This window comes from Xenorhabdus budapestensis (assembly GCF_002632465.1).
GTDB classification, from domain to species: domain Bacteria; phylum Pseudomonadota; class Gammaproteobacteria; order Enterobacterales; family Enterobacteriaceae; genus Xenorhabdus; species Xenorhabdus budapestensis.
In genome coordinates this window covers 13,617-32,786 of the sequence record NZ_NIBS01000004.1, presented here as the reverse complement: position 1 = coordinate 32,786, position 19,170 = coordinate 13,617, and the positions used below count along the sequence as shown (strand labels likewise).

At 47.1% G+C, this 19,170-nt stretch carries 3 protein-coding genes; all 3 read left to right on the top strand.

What is annotated here, in order from left to right; all coding sequences use genetic code 11:
- Positions 1-42 precede the first annotated feature (42 nt).
- From Xbud_RS05735 to Xbud_RS05725, 3 genes are read left to right on the top strand one after another with little or no spacing between them, the layout of a single operon-like run.
- Positions 43-6,222 (top strand): non-ribosomal peptide synthetase, encoded by a 6,180-nt coding sequence (locus tag Xbud_RS05735; RefSeq protein WP_099135164.1) that lies wholly within the window; start codon positions 43-45, stop codon positions 6,220-6,222.
- Positions 6,219-18,038: a hybrid non-ribosomal peptide synthetase/type I polyketide synthase gene (locus Xbud_RS05730; protein ID WP_099135163.1), complete on the top strand. Its 11,820-nt coding sequence runs from the start codon at positions 6,219-6,221 to the stop codon at positions 18,036-18,038. The genes Xbud_RS05735 and Xbud_RS05730 overlap by 4 nt, the downstream gene beginning before the upstream one ends.
- A complete protein-coding gene (locus Xbud_RS05725; protein WP_099135162.1) occupies positions 18,035-19,144 on the top strand; it encodes a Gfo/Idh/MocA family oxidoreductase in 1,110 nt (369 codons plus the stop codon). The genes Xbud_RS05730 and Xbud_RS05725 overlap by 4 nt, the downstream gene beginning before the upstream one ends.
- The last annotated feature ends 26 nt before the right edge of the window (positions 19,145-19,170 follow it).

The window sequence follows — 19,170 nt, the reverse complement described above, 5'->3', positions numbered from 1 at the left end:
TATTGATTTATTAGGTAACTGCCATTTTTATAGGATTTCTTCATGCACATGGACCTTCCTTCCCCAGATTCACTGCGCCAGCTTATTTCTGGTCTATTTAACCAAAAAAATATTTTGGTGGGTGATAACGACGATTTAATTCGCAACGGACTGGATTCAATGCAAATAATGGCATTGCTAAACCAATTCAGACGTCAAGGGTATCGCGTCACTCTGCGTGAGCTTTACCAAAATCCAACACTGTATGCCTGGAGCCAGCTTCTACAACGCCATGCACCGCTCTCTCAAACCGTCTCTCAAGATACAACGCCACTGCCACGGATTGCAGATGTTCATCCATTCCCATTAACAGCAGTACAACATGCTTATTTTGTTGGACGTTCACCAGAACAAACATTGGGGGGCGTTGGTTGTCATTTGTATCACGAATTTGATGGTATTGGGCTGGAACCTGAACAATTGGAGGCAGCTATTCATGCTCTGATTCAGCGGCATCCAATGTTGCAAGTACAGTTTTTGCCAGATGGCCGCCAACAAGGAATGGCTCATGCTTACTGGAAAAAATTAACTGTTCACGATCTGCGTAACCTGACAGCCAATGAACAACAACAAACGCTGATTAGCATACGTGAACAGCTAAGCCATCGGCTATTACAGGTTGAAAAAGGAGAAACTTTCGATATCCAACTTAGCCTGTTCGGTGATAATCAGCATCGGCTGCATGCGAATATCGATTTACTGATCATGGATGCCGCCAGTTTCAGTCTGTTCTTTACTGAACTGGCGGCATTAATTGCCAAACGTAACTTGTCAGTTATATCCTCTGACTATGATTTTTGCAGTTATCTAACGCAATATCAGGCTCAATTTAAGCAAGCCAGACAAGAAGCCGAGGTATTCTGGCGTAGTCGATTAGACACCTTGCCACTTGCACCTCAGCTCCCCCTGGCCAAAGATCCTGCCCTAATAAAAAATGTCCGGATCCAGCGCAGACATTTCTGTTTAGCGCCTGAGCATTGGGAACATTTTAAACACCTCGCGCAGCAAAATGGGGTAACACCAACCATGGCATTGGCGACCGCATTTGCTGCTTTATTATGTCGCTGGAGCAGTACGATACAAGACCGCGCAATACAAGATAAGGCAACACAAGATAGCGTCACGCGCTTATTGTTTAACCTAACGCTATTTGACAGAACTCCGCTGCATCCTGCGGTTGACAACATCCTGGCAGATTTTACCAATATTCTACTGCTGGATATTCCCGGTAATAATTTACCATTCTGCCAACTAGCTCAAAATGCACAAGCAACGTTTGCCGAAGCATATGAACATCGTCATTGGTCTGGTGTAGAAGTATTGCGTGAGCTTAAGAAACGCGGCAACCACCCACACGGTGCGCCAATTGTGTTTACCAGCAATTTAGGCCGACCTTTATATGGTGAGAATACCCACGATGTTCTGGGAAAACCAAGTTGGGGAATCTCACAGACACCTCAGGTATGGTTAGATTTCGTTGCTTTTGAACATGAAAACACATTGAACATTCAATGGGACAGCAACGATGAACTCTTCCCTGACGGCTTAATGGATACCTTATTCACTGTCTACCAAGGGCTTATTGAGAACCTGACGGAAAACGCCGCTCAGTGGAACGAGAAACTCCCGGATTTGATGCCTGAATCACAATATCAGCTACGACGTCAAATCAACAACACGGTTGAACCGTTACCAAACACTTTGCTGCATGAAGGTGTGTTTACCCAAGCAGAGCGCACACCCCATGCGGTTGCGTTGGTGACTCATCCTAATGAAAAAATCAGTTATGGCGAACTCAGTCTGGCAGCTCGCCAGTTAGCGGCCGCACTGCAAAAAATGTCGGTTATGCCGGGAGATAGAATTGCGATTAGCATGGAAAAAAGCATCGGGCAAATCGTTGCTGTATTAGCCATCCTTTATGTTGGAGGTGTTTACGTTCCAGTTCCGGTGGATCAGCCATTAAATCGACGTCGTGCTATCTGTGAAAGTGCCGGTATCGCTATCGTTATCATTGACCTTAAACAGCAACATGTGGATTGGTCACAAAATATATGCTGTATTTCCTGGCAACAAGATGACCCATTATTACCTTTAACTCACATGGCTAAACGTGCCGTGACCGATCCGGCTTATATTATTTATACCTCTGGTTCAACCGGCATGCCGAAAGGTGTCGTCATCAGTCATCAAAGTGCACTGAATACCTGTCTGGACATCAACCGCCGTCATCAGGTTCAAAGTCGTGATCGATTGCTGGCACTCTCCGCACTGCATTTCGACCTTTCCGTTTACGACATTTTTGGCATTCTCAGTGCCGGAGGAGCACTGGTACTTATTAATGAAGCACAACGGCGCGATCCATCAACTTGGGAAATGTTGATCGAGCAACACAATATTACGTTGTGGAACAGTGTACCGGCACTGTTCGATATGTTGCTGACCTATTGTGAAGGAATGGAAGTCGATGCACCGAAAACGCTTCGTACCGTGATGCTATCTGGAGATTGGATCGGTTTGTCACTGCCTGAACGTTACCGTGCATTCAATCCTGCTGGCGTACTCAGTGCCATGGGAGGTGCAACGGAAGCCGCTATCTGGTCAAACGAATATATTGTCAAAGAAGTTGATCCGCAGTGGCGTTCTATCCCTTATGGCTATCCTCTGGCTAACCAGCGTTACCGTGTCGTGGGTGAAGATGGCCGAGATTGTCCTGACTGGGTTGTCGGTGAACTTTGGATTGGTGGAGCCGGCGTTGCACTAGGCTATTTTAATGATGAAGAACGCACCACCGCTCAATTCAATATCGATCAGGGAGAGCGCTGGTATCGAACTGGTGATCTGGGTTGTTATCATCCCGAAGGCTGGTTGGAATTTATGGGGCGCCGCGACAGTCAGGTCAAAATTGGGGGATATCGCATTGAGCTAGGAGAAGTTGATGCTGCCCTCAATCAAGTAACCGGTATTCGTAAAGGCGTTGCCTTAACCAGTGGCGACAAAGAAAAATCGCTGGTGGCATTCCTTGAATTGGAAGGCGATACCTTATGCCAACGCATAAATCGTGCCCCACAGTTACCGACAACCTACCGTGATCTGTTTCCTGCAACACAGGCCATTATCAATAAAACAGATACAACTGGTGACAACAGTGAACCTCAAGTTGCAACATTTTTGCTGGAACATCTGTCTCGTTACGGCATTACGTTTACTTCCCCCCAACCGCTCACCGATTGTCTGAAAGATTACCAGCCTCAACCGGAATATCATGACTGGTTTGCCCGTATGCTGGCGTATCTTTGCCAATGCAATCTATTGGTTGAATCTGAGCATAACGTTTATCAAACTGGATTGTCATCCTCGACATTCAAGAATGAAACTAAAGCAGGATTTATCCCTGAGCGCTGGCATTCTACGCTGCGTAGTATTCTGACCGGACAACAAACCGCAGTCACATTGCTTGATGATCCGCAGTTCGCACCGGAACAACAGCTCTTTGTACTGCCCGAAACTCAACAATGGTTGGCAGGATTAAAGCAGGTTATCGTTGCCCTTTCCCAACGGTTACAACGCCCTGTTACCGTGATGGAGTTCGATGCCCGCAGTGGTCTCTGTGCCCAATGGCTGGCAGAACAGATTACCGATCAACATCTGTCCTATATCGGCTTTGAACGTTCTCAGGCATTCATTAACCAGATGCAAACTCGGTTAAGTGCTCACACTCATATGTCAGTGAAACGCTGGCCTAAGCAAATTCCTGATTCGTTACAACATCAGGCAGATATTATCTTGCTAAACAATGTATTACACCGAGAAGAAGATCCGGCAAACTGTATTGAGGCGTTGATACCTTTAGCACAACCCGGTGCGTTGGTATTGGCAATAGAGTTGCACCACGCTTCATCTATCTCTCTGGTTACCACTGAGTTGCTCTCACCTCACGGTATTCAGCTACGCGCTGCATCACAATGGTTATCTCTTCTGCCGCTACAGACAGAAGCTCCAATTACCCTTGGCAACCTTAGTGTGTTATTAATGCAAGCAAGTGACAACGTCACCGTAACAGATAGGGAAAAAATTAAGTCCGTATTGGCACAATATTTACCGGGATATATGATCCCACAACGCTTGCATGTTATTCCTCATCTGCCCCTTACACCTAATGGTAAAATCGACCGTAAAGCTCTGGCACAAGGCTTGCTGTCCGCCACAAAAACCGAAACCGAACCGCACCAGAATGACATGATTCTGTTGAATGCACAGGAGCAAACTGTTGCTGCCATTTGGCAACGTTTGTTGAATACTGAGCAGCCAGGTCGTAACAGCGACTTTTTCCAACTTGGCGGTGACAGCCTTTTGGCTACACGTCTGATCGGTGAACTGGCACAACAAGGCTTGAAAGGTGAACTGAGTCACCTTTTCCGTAACCCGCAATTAGCGGCATTCACCACGACACTTTCTCCACTCATTGCGCCTCTGTCTGAAACTTCATCAGAAACATATTTAACACTAAAAGGACAAGATGAATACCAACCTTTCCCACTGACCGAAGTTCAACAGGCTTATCTGGTTGGGCGTCACCCCGGTTTTACCCTAAGTGGTGTTGGCTCGCATTTCTTTATCGAATACCGGATAGAACAACTAGATGTTCAACGCCTGAACCGAGTATTAAATCGCCTGATCCAGCGTCATCCGATGCTTAGAACCGTGGTTGTTAATGGGCAACAACAAATATTACAAGATGTCCCCTTCTTCTCAGTTAAACAACACCAATTCACTGATATTACTGAGGCGGATACACTACGCGATCGTTTGTCACATCAGGTATTAGATGCCGGACACTGGCCAGTGTTCGATTTCCAACTTGCGCAAGACAACAGCCCTGTTTCCCGATTATTCGTCAGTCTGGATAATTTACTATTAGATGGCTTGAGTATGCAGATATTGCTGGCTGAATTAGAACAGCTATATCTCAACGAACAACACGAATTGCCACCACTGAGCATCACATTCCGAGAGTGTGTGTTACGTCAGCAACAAACGCCAGTGCATCAAAGTTCGCTACAATATTGGCAAGAGCAGGTGAAAACATTACCACTGGCACCACAATTACCATTGCGTATTGTACCGGAAAACGTGCAATCCCCACATTTTGTACGTTATAGCGATCGGTTATCTGCACATGAATGGAAGCAGTTGAAGCAATATGCTGCCCCACATCAGATAACACCTTCCGCGCTCTTGATTGCCGCTTACGCGGTTGTTCTCTCTGCATTCAGCACCAGAGCGGAATTAACCCTTAATCTTACCCTGTTTGATCGTCCACACTGGCATGAGGACATTAATCATATTTTGGGTGATTTTACTTCACTGTCACTTCTCGCCTGGCATCCAGAGAAAAATTGGTTATCAAGTGCACGGCGATTACAACAACAGTTATGGCAGGATCTGGATCACCGCCATATTTCGGCGATCAGAGTGATGCGTGAGCTGGCACAAAATCGTGGCCCGGATGCAGCTACCATGCCTGTTGTTTTCACCAGTGCATTAGGAACTCATGAGGGGAAATTCCTTTCACGTTCATCATGGATGAAACCCGTTTGGGGCATCTCGCAAACGCCACAAATCTGGCTGGATCATCAGGTTTACGAATCTGACGATGAGCTTTGCCTGAACTGGGATGCGGTCGAAGCGTTATTTGAGCCGCATCAGTTGCAAACCATGTTTAACAGCTATATGACGCTATTACGCACCCTCGCGGCACAACCAGAAAGCTGGCATTCAGCGTTAGAACAACTGATGCCACGCCAGCAATGCCTGATGGTTGAAGATAATGCATCCGTTGTTATTGCATCATCACATTCAGAAGGTTGCGATCCAAAGATATGCAGTGAAATTCAACACCTGTTTTTATCTGTAACCAACCACGCCATCAATGTTCAACAGAACTTTTTTGATGCCGGAGCCAATTCGCTACAGTTAATTCAATTGCACGGCAAATTACAACATGCAGGTTTTCACCACCTTGCTGTTACTGATTTATTCGCTTATCCAACTCCAGAAGCACTCAGTTTGCGTTGTCGAAAAGATACTCACGGCGGAAATCAATCGTCGATTACTCTTCGTCAGCGTCAACAACAAAAACGTCTGCAACAACGGGAAAAACGTCATAAAGGAGCTGCACAATGACTGATTTAACGCTTCACTACGATAATTGTGATCCTATCGCAGTGATTGGCCTTGCCTGTCGTTTTCCACAGGCACCAGATAGCGATACTTTCTGGCATAACCTGCAACAAGGGATTGAGTGTACTACCACACTCTCCCGCCAAACATTATTGGATGCAGGTATTCCACCTGAAGTCATTGATAGTGAAAACTTTGTCAATCAGGCAGCGATATTAGAGGATGCGGAACAATTTGACGCCACACTGTTTGGCTATTCGAGTCAGGAAGCAGAAATGCTCGATCCTCAGCAACGCCTGTTTCTGCAAACAGCCTGGCATGCCCTTGAACATGCCGGCTATTCTCCACGTAATGTGCGCCTGAAAACAGGCGTTTTCGCTAGTAGCCGAGTCAGTACTTGGCCTTCATGGTCACAATTCACTATGACCGACATTGGCAAAGTGAAAGGGCTACAAGCGCTAATGAGCAACGATAAAGATTATCTTGCGACGCGTACCGCCTATAAATTAAATCTGAAAGGTCCCGCACTGACAGTACAAACAGCCTGTTCAAGCTCACTGGTTGCTGTGCATATGGCTTGCGAAAACCTGCGTTCCGGTGAATGTGATATGGCACTGGCGGGTGGTGTAGCGGTTTCTTTCCCACAAGAAAGCGGTTACTTGTATCAACCAGGGATGATCTTCTCACCCGATGGGCACTGCCGTCCCTTTGATAGTCAGGCAAACGGCACTTACGGTGGCAATGGCGTTGGTGTTGTTACGCTGAAACGTCTGAGCGATGCGTTACGCGATGGCGATCCTATCATGGCGGTGTTGCGTGGCAGTGCTATTAATAACGACGGCAATGAGAAAGTGGGTTTTACTGCCCCTTCGGTTAATGGTCAGCGCAGTGTAATTACCGAAGCATTACAACTGGCAGATGTCAGCATTGATGATGTCGGAATGATTGAAGCACATGGTACAGGTACACCACTTGGCGATCCAATAGAAGTTGATGCATTACGCAGCATATTCTCCAAACGTAGTGTGGCTGTACCGCCTTGTTACCTTGGTTCAGTGAAAAGCAACATAGGCCATCTCGATACTGCCGCGGGTATTGCCAGTTTGATTAAAACGGTTCTGTCAGTCTGGCATGGTTACATTCCGCCGACTATCAATGTACAGCAACCCAATCCGGCATTGCGGTTGGAAGAAAGCCCATTCAGGCTAGCAACACAAGGGCAACGTTGGACACAAGAACTGCGTACTGCGGGCGTTTCTTCATTCGGTATTGGCGGCACCAACTGCCATATCGTGGTGCAATCATTGCCAGAAGAATTACAGCGTCACCGTGTCAATTATTCTCAAGTTCAAGCACAAAGCACGCCTTTGTTGCTCTCCGCAGCTTCTGAATCTTCACTACGTCAATTGGCACAACGTTACGCTATTGTGCTTGCCTCAGAAAATCATGCTAATTTGGCCTGGACGGCTTTACAGGGGCGCGATCTTTCATTCCCCTGGCGTTTAGCATTGACACTGATACCACAAAATACGGCAAAAAATGCTGCGAGCTTATCCGCTTTTGCGAACCATAGTCCAACACCGGATATTTTTAGCGGACAAGAGAGGAGTGAAAATAAACAACTGTGGCAATTCAGCGGTCAGGGTTGTCAATGGTCTGGCATGGGAGAAGCAATGTATGCCAGCTCTCCTGTTTTCTCCGCTATGTTGGATCGCTGTTGTGTCGCCTGTACCTCTGAGTTGGCACTGCCATTAAAAGCAGTGATGTTTGGAGAGCATGAAGCCGCATTAGCTACCACTGAATATGCACAGCCAGCAATTGTGGCGCATCAGATTGCGCTGGCAGCATATTGGCGATCACTTGGCTTAAAGCCGGATTACGTATTAGGGCACTCCGTTGGCGAATTCGCTGCTGCCGTTGTTGCCGGAATTCTCACGCCGGAGCAAGTGATGCCGCTGGTCGCGGTACGGGGCAAGTTGATGCAAAAATGTGCCCAAGGGGGGGCAATGTTGGCAGTTTTTGCCAACGAAGAAGATATTCTTCCCCTTACGCATACACTGGCATTGGATCTGGCGGTTTGCAATAGTCCACAACACTGGATTTGGGCTGGTACAGAAACAGAAATTGACACACTGACACAACGTCTGGAACAGCAGCAGATCAATTACCAGCGCCTTAACGTTGCCTGCGCAGCACATTCAGCCATGCTTGAACCAATTCTGGAAGAATTTTCTCAGCATTTTTCCCTGTATGGCAACCAGCTACAGCCTGTATCGGGCGAAATTCCGTTAATTTCTACCCTGACAGCAGATATTGCAACTACCGAGCAACTAGGTTCACCAAACTACTGGCGTCACCATATACGTCAGACAGTGCGTTACCATCAAGCGATTGAGTTCGCCCGTCAACAAGGTGTGGCATTATTCGTAGAATTTGGTGCTGATGCACAGCTAACAGGGATCGGACGACGTATCAGTTTGCCACATGAAACCTGGGTTGCCAGTGCGCCTCGTCAAAATATGCCAGAGACAGCTCAGCAAACAGCACTAATGCAACTCTACTGTGCTGGGGCACATCTTGATTGGCCGCGTCTTTTTCCGTTTACCGGATCAAAATGCCATGCTCCTCTCTATCCATTTGACAAACAGCATTATAGCTTCGCTACCGCCAACACTGTGCAACACAATTTTGTACAACATTCGGCCAATACTAATACTGAGCTTGATATTAATTCCCTGCTCGATCCTGCCATTGAGCAAAACGCCAATGCAGCAATACTTCGAGCGCTGTATACCGATGCACTGATCTATCAATGTCATGGGCACAAGACTGAACAAGGTTTCAGTGCCATTGACACGATTCGGGCTGGCCGACTGCAACCTTGCTGGCGCCCTTTGCTAGAACAACTATTGAACCATTGTGTTCAGCAAGGCTATTACCAACAAGTTGTCGGGCCAACAGTCAGTAAAATGTATCGCCCGCTCCGTGCTCTGCCATATGCCAAGCGCCGCTTATTGGAGGCAAATTTACTCACCGATTTCCCTGCATTGATTTATGTTGGCGAACGTTTATTCGCCTTAATGAGTGATCGGGCTGATCTACCTCGCCAGTTAGCGACAACACCGACGACGACAAAATCATGGCTTCCTGCACCACAACCTTGCCCTGATACTCACTATGTTCTGCATTGGCGCACCATAAAGACTGTAGATAAACCAAGATTTTCAACGAGGTATACTCTTCGTTCATCAACAGCGAGTGACACAATTGCTCAACATTGGCGTCAGGCAGGCATTAATTTACAGCCGGAAAGCGGAAATACATTATTACTGCTCCAGGGTGATGATGTTGGTGAATTGTGTGATCAGGTTATTAGCGAATTAAAACGTGATGAAACAACATCCTTAACCGTTGTAACTTGCTGTGCTCAACCTGAAAGCACCTTATCAAAAGAGGATATCAATCCCGCTCAATACGCCGTCTGGGCACTGTTGCGGGTTGCGGTTGAAGAGTATCCCCATCGCCATATTCAGGCGATTGATATCACCGATATCAATGATACCGATGCTTTGTTATTAGCACTCGGTTATCTGAATGAACAACATCGCTGGCTGAAAGTACGCGGAAATCAAGTGGCTGTCCCTGTTTTACAGCGTCAGCCATTTATGTTATCGCAGCAACCAATGTCGATTCCCCATCAGGGTTGGCACATCGTTACTGGTGGTATGGGTGGGATCGGGCAAATTTCTATCCGTTGGTTGCTGGCTCAAGGTGCTCGTAAGGTTGCTGTGTTTGCCCGCCGCAAACATGAGAACTGGGATGCTTTTGTCCAAGAGCTGTCACTAAGTGGCGAATACGAAATACGCTGGATTAATGTTGATGTCACTGACACATCAACTTTGTTAAATGCCGTGCAATCACTGGCACAAGAAGATGGTATTGCTGGCGCGATTCATGCCGCCGGTATTGCTGATCATACTCCGCTGGCAAAACTTGAGCGTCAACATCTGTTGCAAATGTTATGCGTAAAATCCCAGAGCGCGTCAACGTTACATACGGTACTTCAGCAACATAAGGCAAAATACCTGCTGCTTCATGCTTCCGCTGCTTCCATGTTAGGTGCTCAGGGACAAGGCTCTTATGCCGTCACCAACGCTTGTCTGGAATCTTTAGCACTGACCGCAACCACTCCATTGATGGCAAATACATTGATGGTAAAAACGTTAGTTTGGGGTGTTTGGGGTGGCATTGGCATGACCAGCGATCGGCGATTAGTGGAAAAACTAGCGCAAGATGGCATGTTACCATTCAGTGTCAATGAAGGAATCTGGCATCTCAATCAATCCCTGCGTACCGCTTCTCCTTGCTATCTGGCAATGCGGTTAGATGAGCGTCATCCTGACATTTTGCGGCGTTTGCAGGCTGACACAGCCCATACCGCTACAATGCCGACATCTGCATTCACTGCTGATAACGCGCTCTATCAGGACAGTAAACAGCGGCTTCATTGGCTACATCAGCATATTGCAACATTATTGCGCTTAGAACAGCCTGAACGTCTGGAGTCCCAACAAGATCTATTACAATTCGGTTTGGATTCCTTACTGTTCCTTGAACTAAATACGGTAATTCACCAGCAATTTGGTTTCAGATTAACCGCTGAATTGGCCTATCAGAATATGACACTGGAGGGGCTTAATACGCTTATTGGCGACGCATTGCCTGAACAAACCTCTGTATCCGCTCAGCCTGAGATCATTATTGACAGTGCCCAACACCATGCACCATTTCCTCTGACACCCATTCAGCACGCTTACTGGGTTGGTCGTACCCAGGCCATTGATTTTGGTGGTGTGGCATGTCACGTCCTGTTTGAATGGGATCTGACACTGAACAGCTTTGATATCCCACGTTTTGAAAAGGCATGGAATGCTTTAATTCAGCGTCATGGCATGTTGCGCATGATCGTTGATGAAGATGGGCAACAGAGAATTCTGTCTGAAACACCTTGGTATGTTTTATCGCAGGATGATTTGCGAACGCTGGACGATACAGCCTGCGAACAAGCTTTAGCTCAGCGTCGTCATACTCTTTCTTATCAAGTGCCGCCTGCGGAACAGTGGCCACTGTTTGAAGTCTCTGTTTCCCTGCTGCCGAATGAGCGTTGCCGCTTACATATGAACTTGGATCTGTTGCAGTTTGACGTACAGAGTTTCCGGATCATGATGGACGATCTACAACGAGCTTATCACCAGCAACAACCACTGGCTCCACAAACATTTACTTTCCGCGACTATGTGATGGCAGAACAAGCACAACGTGAAAGTAAAGAGTGGCGCGCATCATGGGCATACTGGCAGGAACAATTACTTTCACTGCCTCCTGCGCCAAGATTACCGTTGAACCCACAATTACCTCAGCGTAGCCAGCCACAATTCACGACTTATGAAGGTCGGCTGGCACAATCTGACTGGCAAATACTTAAACAAAGCTGGAAAAAATGGGGAGTCACACCTTCCGCGGGTCTGCTAACACTATTTGCCCATACGCTTGAATGGTACAGCCGCCATCCGCTGTTTACCCTCAACCTGACATTTTTTAACCGCCAGCCTTTCCATCCAGAGGTTCAAGAGCTGATTGGTGATTTTACCTCCGTCATGCTGATGGATTTTGATTTACGCAAAACCACCTCCCTGCGTGCCAGCATGGAAAAAACCCAGGCTTTGCTCTGGCAACGGCTGAGTCATAGTCATGTCAATGGGGTTGAAGTGCTGCGGGAATTGGGTCGCCAGCAATCTGGTGAAGCCCAAAACAGGCAACCTCTGACACCGGTTGTTTTCACCAGTATGTTGGGGATGGCACAAGAAGGTGTCGCAATTAAACAATCCATCACTCAATTACTGGGCGATCCGGTCTTTGTGCTGAGCCAAACGCCACAAGTCTGGCTGGATCATCAGGTTATGGAAGTGGATGGTGATCTGCTATTTAACTGGTATTGCATGGACGATGTACTGGAAGCGGGAGTCATTGAAGCACTATTTACTGCCTATAACACGCTGTTAGTGCAAGTTATGCAAATTTGCCGCCAGCCTGAACGTCTGGAACATTATGATCTGCATACGCCACCTGCCGGTCATACTCGTTATGACTTCTGGCCACAACACCCCGCATTGCATCAGGCCGAACAATATCTGCGTTCTCAGCCTGAAATACGGTTAGCAGAAATTCAGCCACGTCAGGACGATACTCAGGGTTACAATTTATGGCTGGTAGCAGAAGATAATGTGTCATTATCGTTGCCAGAACCATCGTTTTCAGAACCATTGGTGATAAACACTGAAGTCTTACCGCTGCCGACGTTAACGGAACAACAGGCATTTGAACATTCCTGGCAACATATTGAGCAACAGGCGTTATTGGGTCTGGGACAGACCTTACTGCGCCATAACCTGTTCACGTCTTCACAACAATGTCACTCTCGTGAAGAGATTGAACAACGCTTACAACTGGCACCACAGTATCAACGCTTGCTTACCCAATGGTTAGCATTATTAAGCAAGCAAGGATTTATGGAAAAAATCGCTGGTGGATACCGTTGTCTGCAACCACTCAGCCAGATCCCTGCTCCTACGGCAAAACTGGATAATGCCGTGTGGTGCCAAACCATCAGCCGTTATGTGACAACCTGTATAGACCAACATGACACTCTGCTTGCCGGGCGTGGCAATGCATTGGAACTGCTGTTTGCTGATAAACAAACTACAGCCAGCCTTTACAGCGAAAACCCTGCGTTACGTTGCCTGAACCAGACTGCCGCTGAAATTGTCCGACAATTGAGCCAAACATCTGAACATTTCACTGTGCTGGAAGTCGGTGCAGGCACAGGTGCTACATCAAAAAGAGTGCTTAAACAGAATGCTCAATGCATTAAAAGTTACCACTTTACTGATGTTTCACCGCTATTTTTGGATGATGCTCGCCAGTCATTTAAGCACTATGGTGAAACCGTAAAATTTGCCCTGTTCGACATTAACCAGCGCATTGATTTTAACCAACATCCTGCATCTGGTTACGACCTGATTATGGCGGTTAACGTCTTACATGATGCCATCCATTTAAAAAATACCTTGAAGCGTCTGTCCCGATTACTAAAAGTCGGTGGATGGTTGCTGATTATTGAATCCACCAAGCGTGAAAGTGCTATGCAACTCGCCAGTGTCGGATTTATTGAAGGTATTAATGCCTGGGCCGATGATCGCGGTGATGATCAAGGTAATAGCGCATTGCTGGAACTTGCGGACTGGCGTAAATGTCTGGAGAAATCCGGTTATCGGGTTTCACTGGAATGGCCGGGACAGGATGGGCCAGAATTGCATCAACAATTGATTCTGGCACGATCCGAACAGCAGGCACGACTGAATGTCAATGAAATCGCGGTACAATTTTCTGCCTTACCTTACCCATTACATATTCAGCAGCAAGAGCAGTTACCATTGGCAGCATTACCAACAATGACCGCGAAAGATAACATGGCACAATCGGTAACCACGGAAGCTGGACAACCGGAAACGGCAGATGATCAGCTTCATGGTATTGAACAGCAAGTTATTGCGCTCTGGAACTCACTGCTTCCTCAAACAATTCAACGTCACAGTGACTTTTTCCAAAGTGGCGGCGATAGCTTGATTGCGACCCGCATGGTAGTGCAACTACGTCGCCAGGGTTACGAACAAGCCAATCTGCAACAACTGTTTGAACATCCTAAGTTGAATGAATTTTGTCGTACCCTGCGGATTATTGAGGCAAATTCAACAACACTGGTTACACCACATCACACAGAATCAGCATCAGAGCAGATTCTGCCACTCACCGCTCTGCAATATGCTTATTGGTTAGGAGAGAGCCAACTGTTTCAATTTGGCAATGGGATTGCCCACTTCTATGCCGAGCTGGCTATTGACGGGCTCGATCTGCCTCGTTTTACTGCCGCCTGGAACCGTGTGATAAACCATCATGGGCAATTACGCGGTTACGTAAAAGAGGGGCAGTACCATATTCTGCCAGAAGTGCCCTGCTATACGCCGACAATCATTGATTGTCGTGACATGACACAAGAGAAACGCGAGACACAACTGAAAAATGCCCGAAACACTCTGCGTACTCAAGGCGTTCCTAGCGACAACTGGCCGTTATTTGATTTAACGCTGTACCATACCGATGACCGGACACACTTATTGCACCTGACTATTGACCTACTGGTAGCAGATGGCAAAAGTCTGACCTTAATCTTGCGTGATTTACACCACTGGTATCAGGAACCTGACTGGCAACCTGAACCGCCAGCAACAACTATTGCTGACTATATTCAGGCTCTGGAGAATGAGAAAGCCGGAGAAGCCTGGCAACAAAGCCGGCAATACTGGCTTGATCGCTTACCTTCAATTCCTGATGCACCAGTGTTACCACTGAAAGATCATCAGTCACAACAACTCGATCAACAGTGCCTGACAGGATATATCAGCTCACAACAATGGCAGCGTTTGCAACAACGTGCGGCAGAACACCGGGTATCACCATCCCAAGTCATGCTCACACTATTTGCTCATATTCTGTCGGTATGGAGCAACAGCGAACATTTCACTATCAATGTTTTGCATGGCAATCGCCTGTTAATGCCACAACATTGCGATATGCTGGTCGGCAATTTGTCCACCACCTCATTGCTGGAAGTCGATTTACACAATATCTCTGGATTTAGCGATGCCATAAACCGGATTCAAAAACAATGGATAGCGGATCTTCAACACGCACTGTTTGACGGGCAATTGGTACTCAGGGAGAAAAATCAACATCGCCATAACCTGAATGCCGGTATGCCGATCGTATTCAACGATACCACTGGTACTGCGGGCAAAGGGCCATCAGGATTAGGAACACTCAATCTCTTTGGTGCGCAAACACCTCATGTTTATCTTGACTGTATGCTAATTTCCGGTACAGAAGGTGGGGTCACCATACAATGGGCGATCTTGCCGCAACTGTTTCAGCCTCAAGTAGCAGAAAATATGTTTGACCATTATCAAGCCAGTATCATTGCACTGCTCGAACCGGATTACCAATGGAGTGCTCCACTTCCTGACTGGCTTCCGGCAAGTGATCGCACTTTATGCCAGAACAGCAATGCGACAAAAAACGTTTTTCCACCCCATACACTTTGCTCGTTGATTGAACAGGCAGTAAATCGTTATCCACAACATATCGCCGTTGTCGATGCTTGTTGTCAGTTAGACTATCGCACTTTGTGGTCACAAAGCCTGACACTGGCGGCTCATCTGCAAGCACAAGAGAATCAGACCTCGCCTCTGGTTGGTGTGGTGATGGAAAAAGGCCGGGAACAGGTTATTGCGGTTATTGCGACTTTATTAGCAGGACGGGCTTATCTGCCTATTGATGCCAGCTATCCGCAACAACGGATTCATCAGCTATTGGCATCAGGGGAAGTTGATACCGTACTGACTCAACCTAAGTTCGCTCAACAGTTGAATTGGCCCGACAATGTCCAGATCATCCCTCTGGATGAAACATTACTCAACAAGTTGCCAACCACCAGCAAACCAAGTTTATCCGTACACCCTGAAGATCTGGCTTATGTTATCTTCACCTCCGGTTCTACCGGAACACCAAAAGGCGTAATGATTGATCATCAAGGCGCAGTCAATACTATTCTCGATATTAACCAGCGCATTGCACTCAATGAGCACGATAGCGTACTGGCAATCTCAGAGTTAACCTTCGATCTCTCCGTTTATGACCTGTTCGGCGCGCTAAGCTGTGGGGCAAAACTAGTAATCCCTGCTACTGGTGACAATCGGCAGCCGGACAAACTATTAGCATGGTTACATCAAGAATCAGTGACTGTCTGGAACTCCGTTCCCGCATTTGTGCAATTGCTTGAGGAATATGCCCGTAGCTATCCCCATTCCCTACACAGCCTACGTTGGGTGTTGATGAGTGGTGACTGGATACCAACCAATTTACCGACCAAATTACATACGCTTCACCCTGAGTTAAATCTCCTTAGTTTAGGAGGTGCAACCGAAGCATCAATCTGGTCTATTGCCTATCCCATCGCACAGGTCGATCCAAATTGGCGCAGCATTCCATATGGTAAACCTCTGGCTAATCAGACTTTCCATGTGCTTAATGCAGCACTTTCGCCTTGCCCTGTCTGGGTAACCGGTGAGTTATATATTGGTGGACAAGGTCTGGCACTGGGTTATTGGGCCGATGCTGAAAAAACGAAACATGCTTTTATCACGCACCCTCAAACAGGTGAACGGCTTTACCGTACAGGTGATTTAGGGCGCCGGCTCCCAGACGGGAATATCGAATTTCTGGGGCGCAATGATCACCAGATTAAAATCCGTGGCTACCGAATTGAGTTAGGCGAAATTGAGCACCGTTTATGTGAACATCCTGCGATACAACAAGCGTTAGTATTTTCTCATACAACGTCAACCGGTGCATTGCAACTGGTTGCGGGCTTACGTTTAACTGACAACGCGCCGCTATCTACCGAACTTTTACCAATACTACCTCACTGGTTGCAGCAAACCTTACCGATTTGGATGTGTCCGCAGCAATTTCTCATTCTCGATGCGATACCTGTATCCGACAACGGTAAAATCGACAGACGCACATTGGTTACTCTGGTTGAAAAAGCACAAGAAGTTAATTCAACACCATCGGCAGCCCTCAGCGCGACAGGACACACTATATTAAGCCTGTGGGAATCAGTATTAGAGCAACAAAGTATCAATGTGCATGAGAGTTTCTTTACTCTTGGAGGAGATTCTCTGGCGGCAGTACGGTTAATGGTGAAAATCAACCAGACCTTCAATTGCCAGTATCCACTCAGCCTGCTGCAAACTTACGATACGGTGCATTCATTAGCTGAATTTATTGAGCATCAACCGGAAGATACCTGCCAAAGGGTAATCTTAAACGAGGGAAGCACTGAAAAACCTGCTTTATTTATCGTCCATCCTATTGGTGGACATCTGCTGGGATATCGCCATCTGGCGGCCAATTTCGGCGATCAGCGCCTGATTGGGTTAGCATTTGCCCCAGATAACCTGAATACCGATAGACCTACCATTGCAGCGTTGGCGGCTGACTATATCAACCAAATCCGTACTTTCCAGCCTAAAGGACCTTATGCACTGGCAGGTTGGTCTTTTGGAGGATTGGTGGCCTATGAAATGGCGCATCAATTACGTGCTGCGGGTGAAAACGTTTCTCATTGCATCCTGATTGATAGTTTCGCTCCAAACGTGCGCCCTGATCTGATTTTGGATGATACATTCTGCCACCGTCATTTCCTGCTCGATTTACAGGGACAATTCCCCGATCTGACGCTGGATAATCGCACGATTGCGGCCAATACCGAGACATTCCTGCAAACGCTGCATGAGGCCCTGCCACAATCTGCACAGATTGATAGCTCGCTGACTGAGCTCTACACCGTATGGCGCCATAATCTGTGTGCATTGCTTGATTACTGCCCACCACGGACTTCACAGCCTTTCAGCCTTATCCGGGCCGCGCAAGCATTACCTGATTTTATGGATTATCTCGATCCAACAACAATCACCTCAGTGGATCTCGGCTGGCAAGTTTTCGGACCTGTCAGCGTGACACAACTTGACGGTAATCACTACAGCTTATTCCAACATAAACATGTCAGCTCTCTGGTTATTTGTCTGAAAAAAATTCTGCATTCAATCCCAGCTATTGAGCCTGTTAAGGGGAACATATGATAAAGCCACGGCGGGTTCTGATTGTCGGTGCCAAATTTGGCGAACTGTACGTTAATGCATTCCTGCAACCTCGGCCAGATCTGGAGCTGGCCGGTATTCTGGCGCAAGGAAGTCCTCGCTCGCAGCAACTGGCCCGTGATTTCAATGTGCCACTGTTTCGTTCATTGGATGAATTGCCGGACGACATTGATATCGCCTGTGTAGTCATACGCGCAGAAGTCATTGGTGGCAAAGGTGATCAATTAACCCAAGAATTATTGGCACGGGGTATTTCTGTTATTCAGGAACATCCGCTTGATGCAGAAGCCATCAAACGGCACCAATCAGTTGCTGAAAAACAAGGGGCTATATTTTGGGTAAATAGCTTTTACAGCCAATGCCATGCTGGCAGAAGTTGGTTACATGCAGCACATCAAATTAGCCGCTTATCACGGCAACGTCCGATAAATGGCTATCTGACAACCAGCCGTCAGTTGCTGTTTTCCGCCCTTGACCTGTTACTACAAGCCTGTCATTGCCCGGAACAGATAGAAATAGCCTATGTGGGTCAACGGAGTAATGCATTTCATTGCTTTGAACTGCGTCTGGCAGGGACAACCATCGCGTTAGACGTTCAATCCTATCTCGATCCGAAAGATCCCGATATGCATAACCTTGTCATGCACAAGATGACGCTGGTTTGGCCTGCGGGTTATCTGACGCAAGAAGCCAGTTATGGACCGGTGATCTGGACACCGGTTCTGCATGCCCCAAACCATCTGAATAGTAATCAGAGTCTTTATCTGACTGCCGGTCAGCCGGATGGTACTTATCAACACCAAACAACATCACAAATTCTTTGCCCGGCAACCAAAGACTGGATGACAGCATTTGAATGTGATGGTGCTGAGGGCGTGGCATTTCTACTTAATACCTTAAGTTCTGTATTGAATGGCGCACTCCGCCCTCCCGCTTTTAGTGACGACTATCAACAACAGTTGGCAAGCTTGTGGCAACAAATTCTGCGTATGATGGGAGAGCCTGTTACTCAGGATTTACCGCCTCCAGTCTGGATTGAACCGGCTCAATTGATGCTGGCTACTGATGCTAATGATGATGTTAATTAAGGAAGAATGCTGATGAAATGGGCACT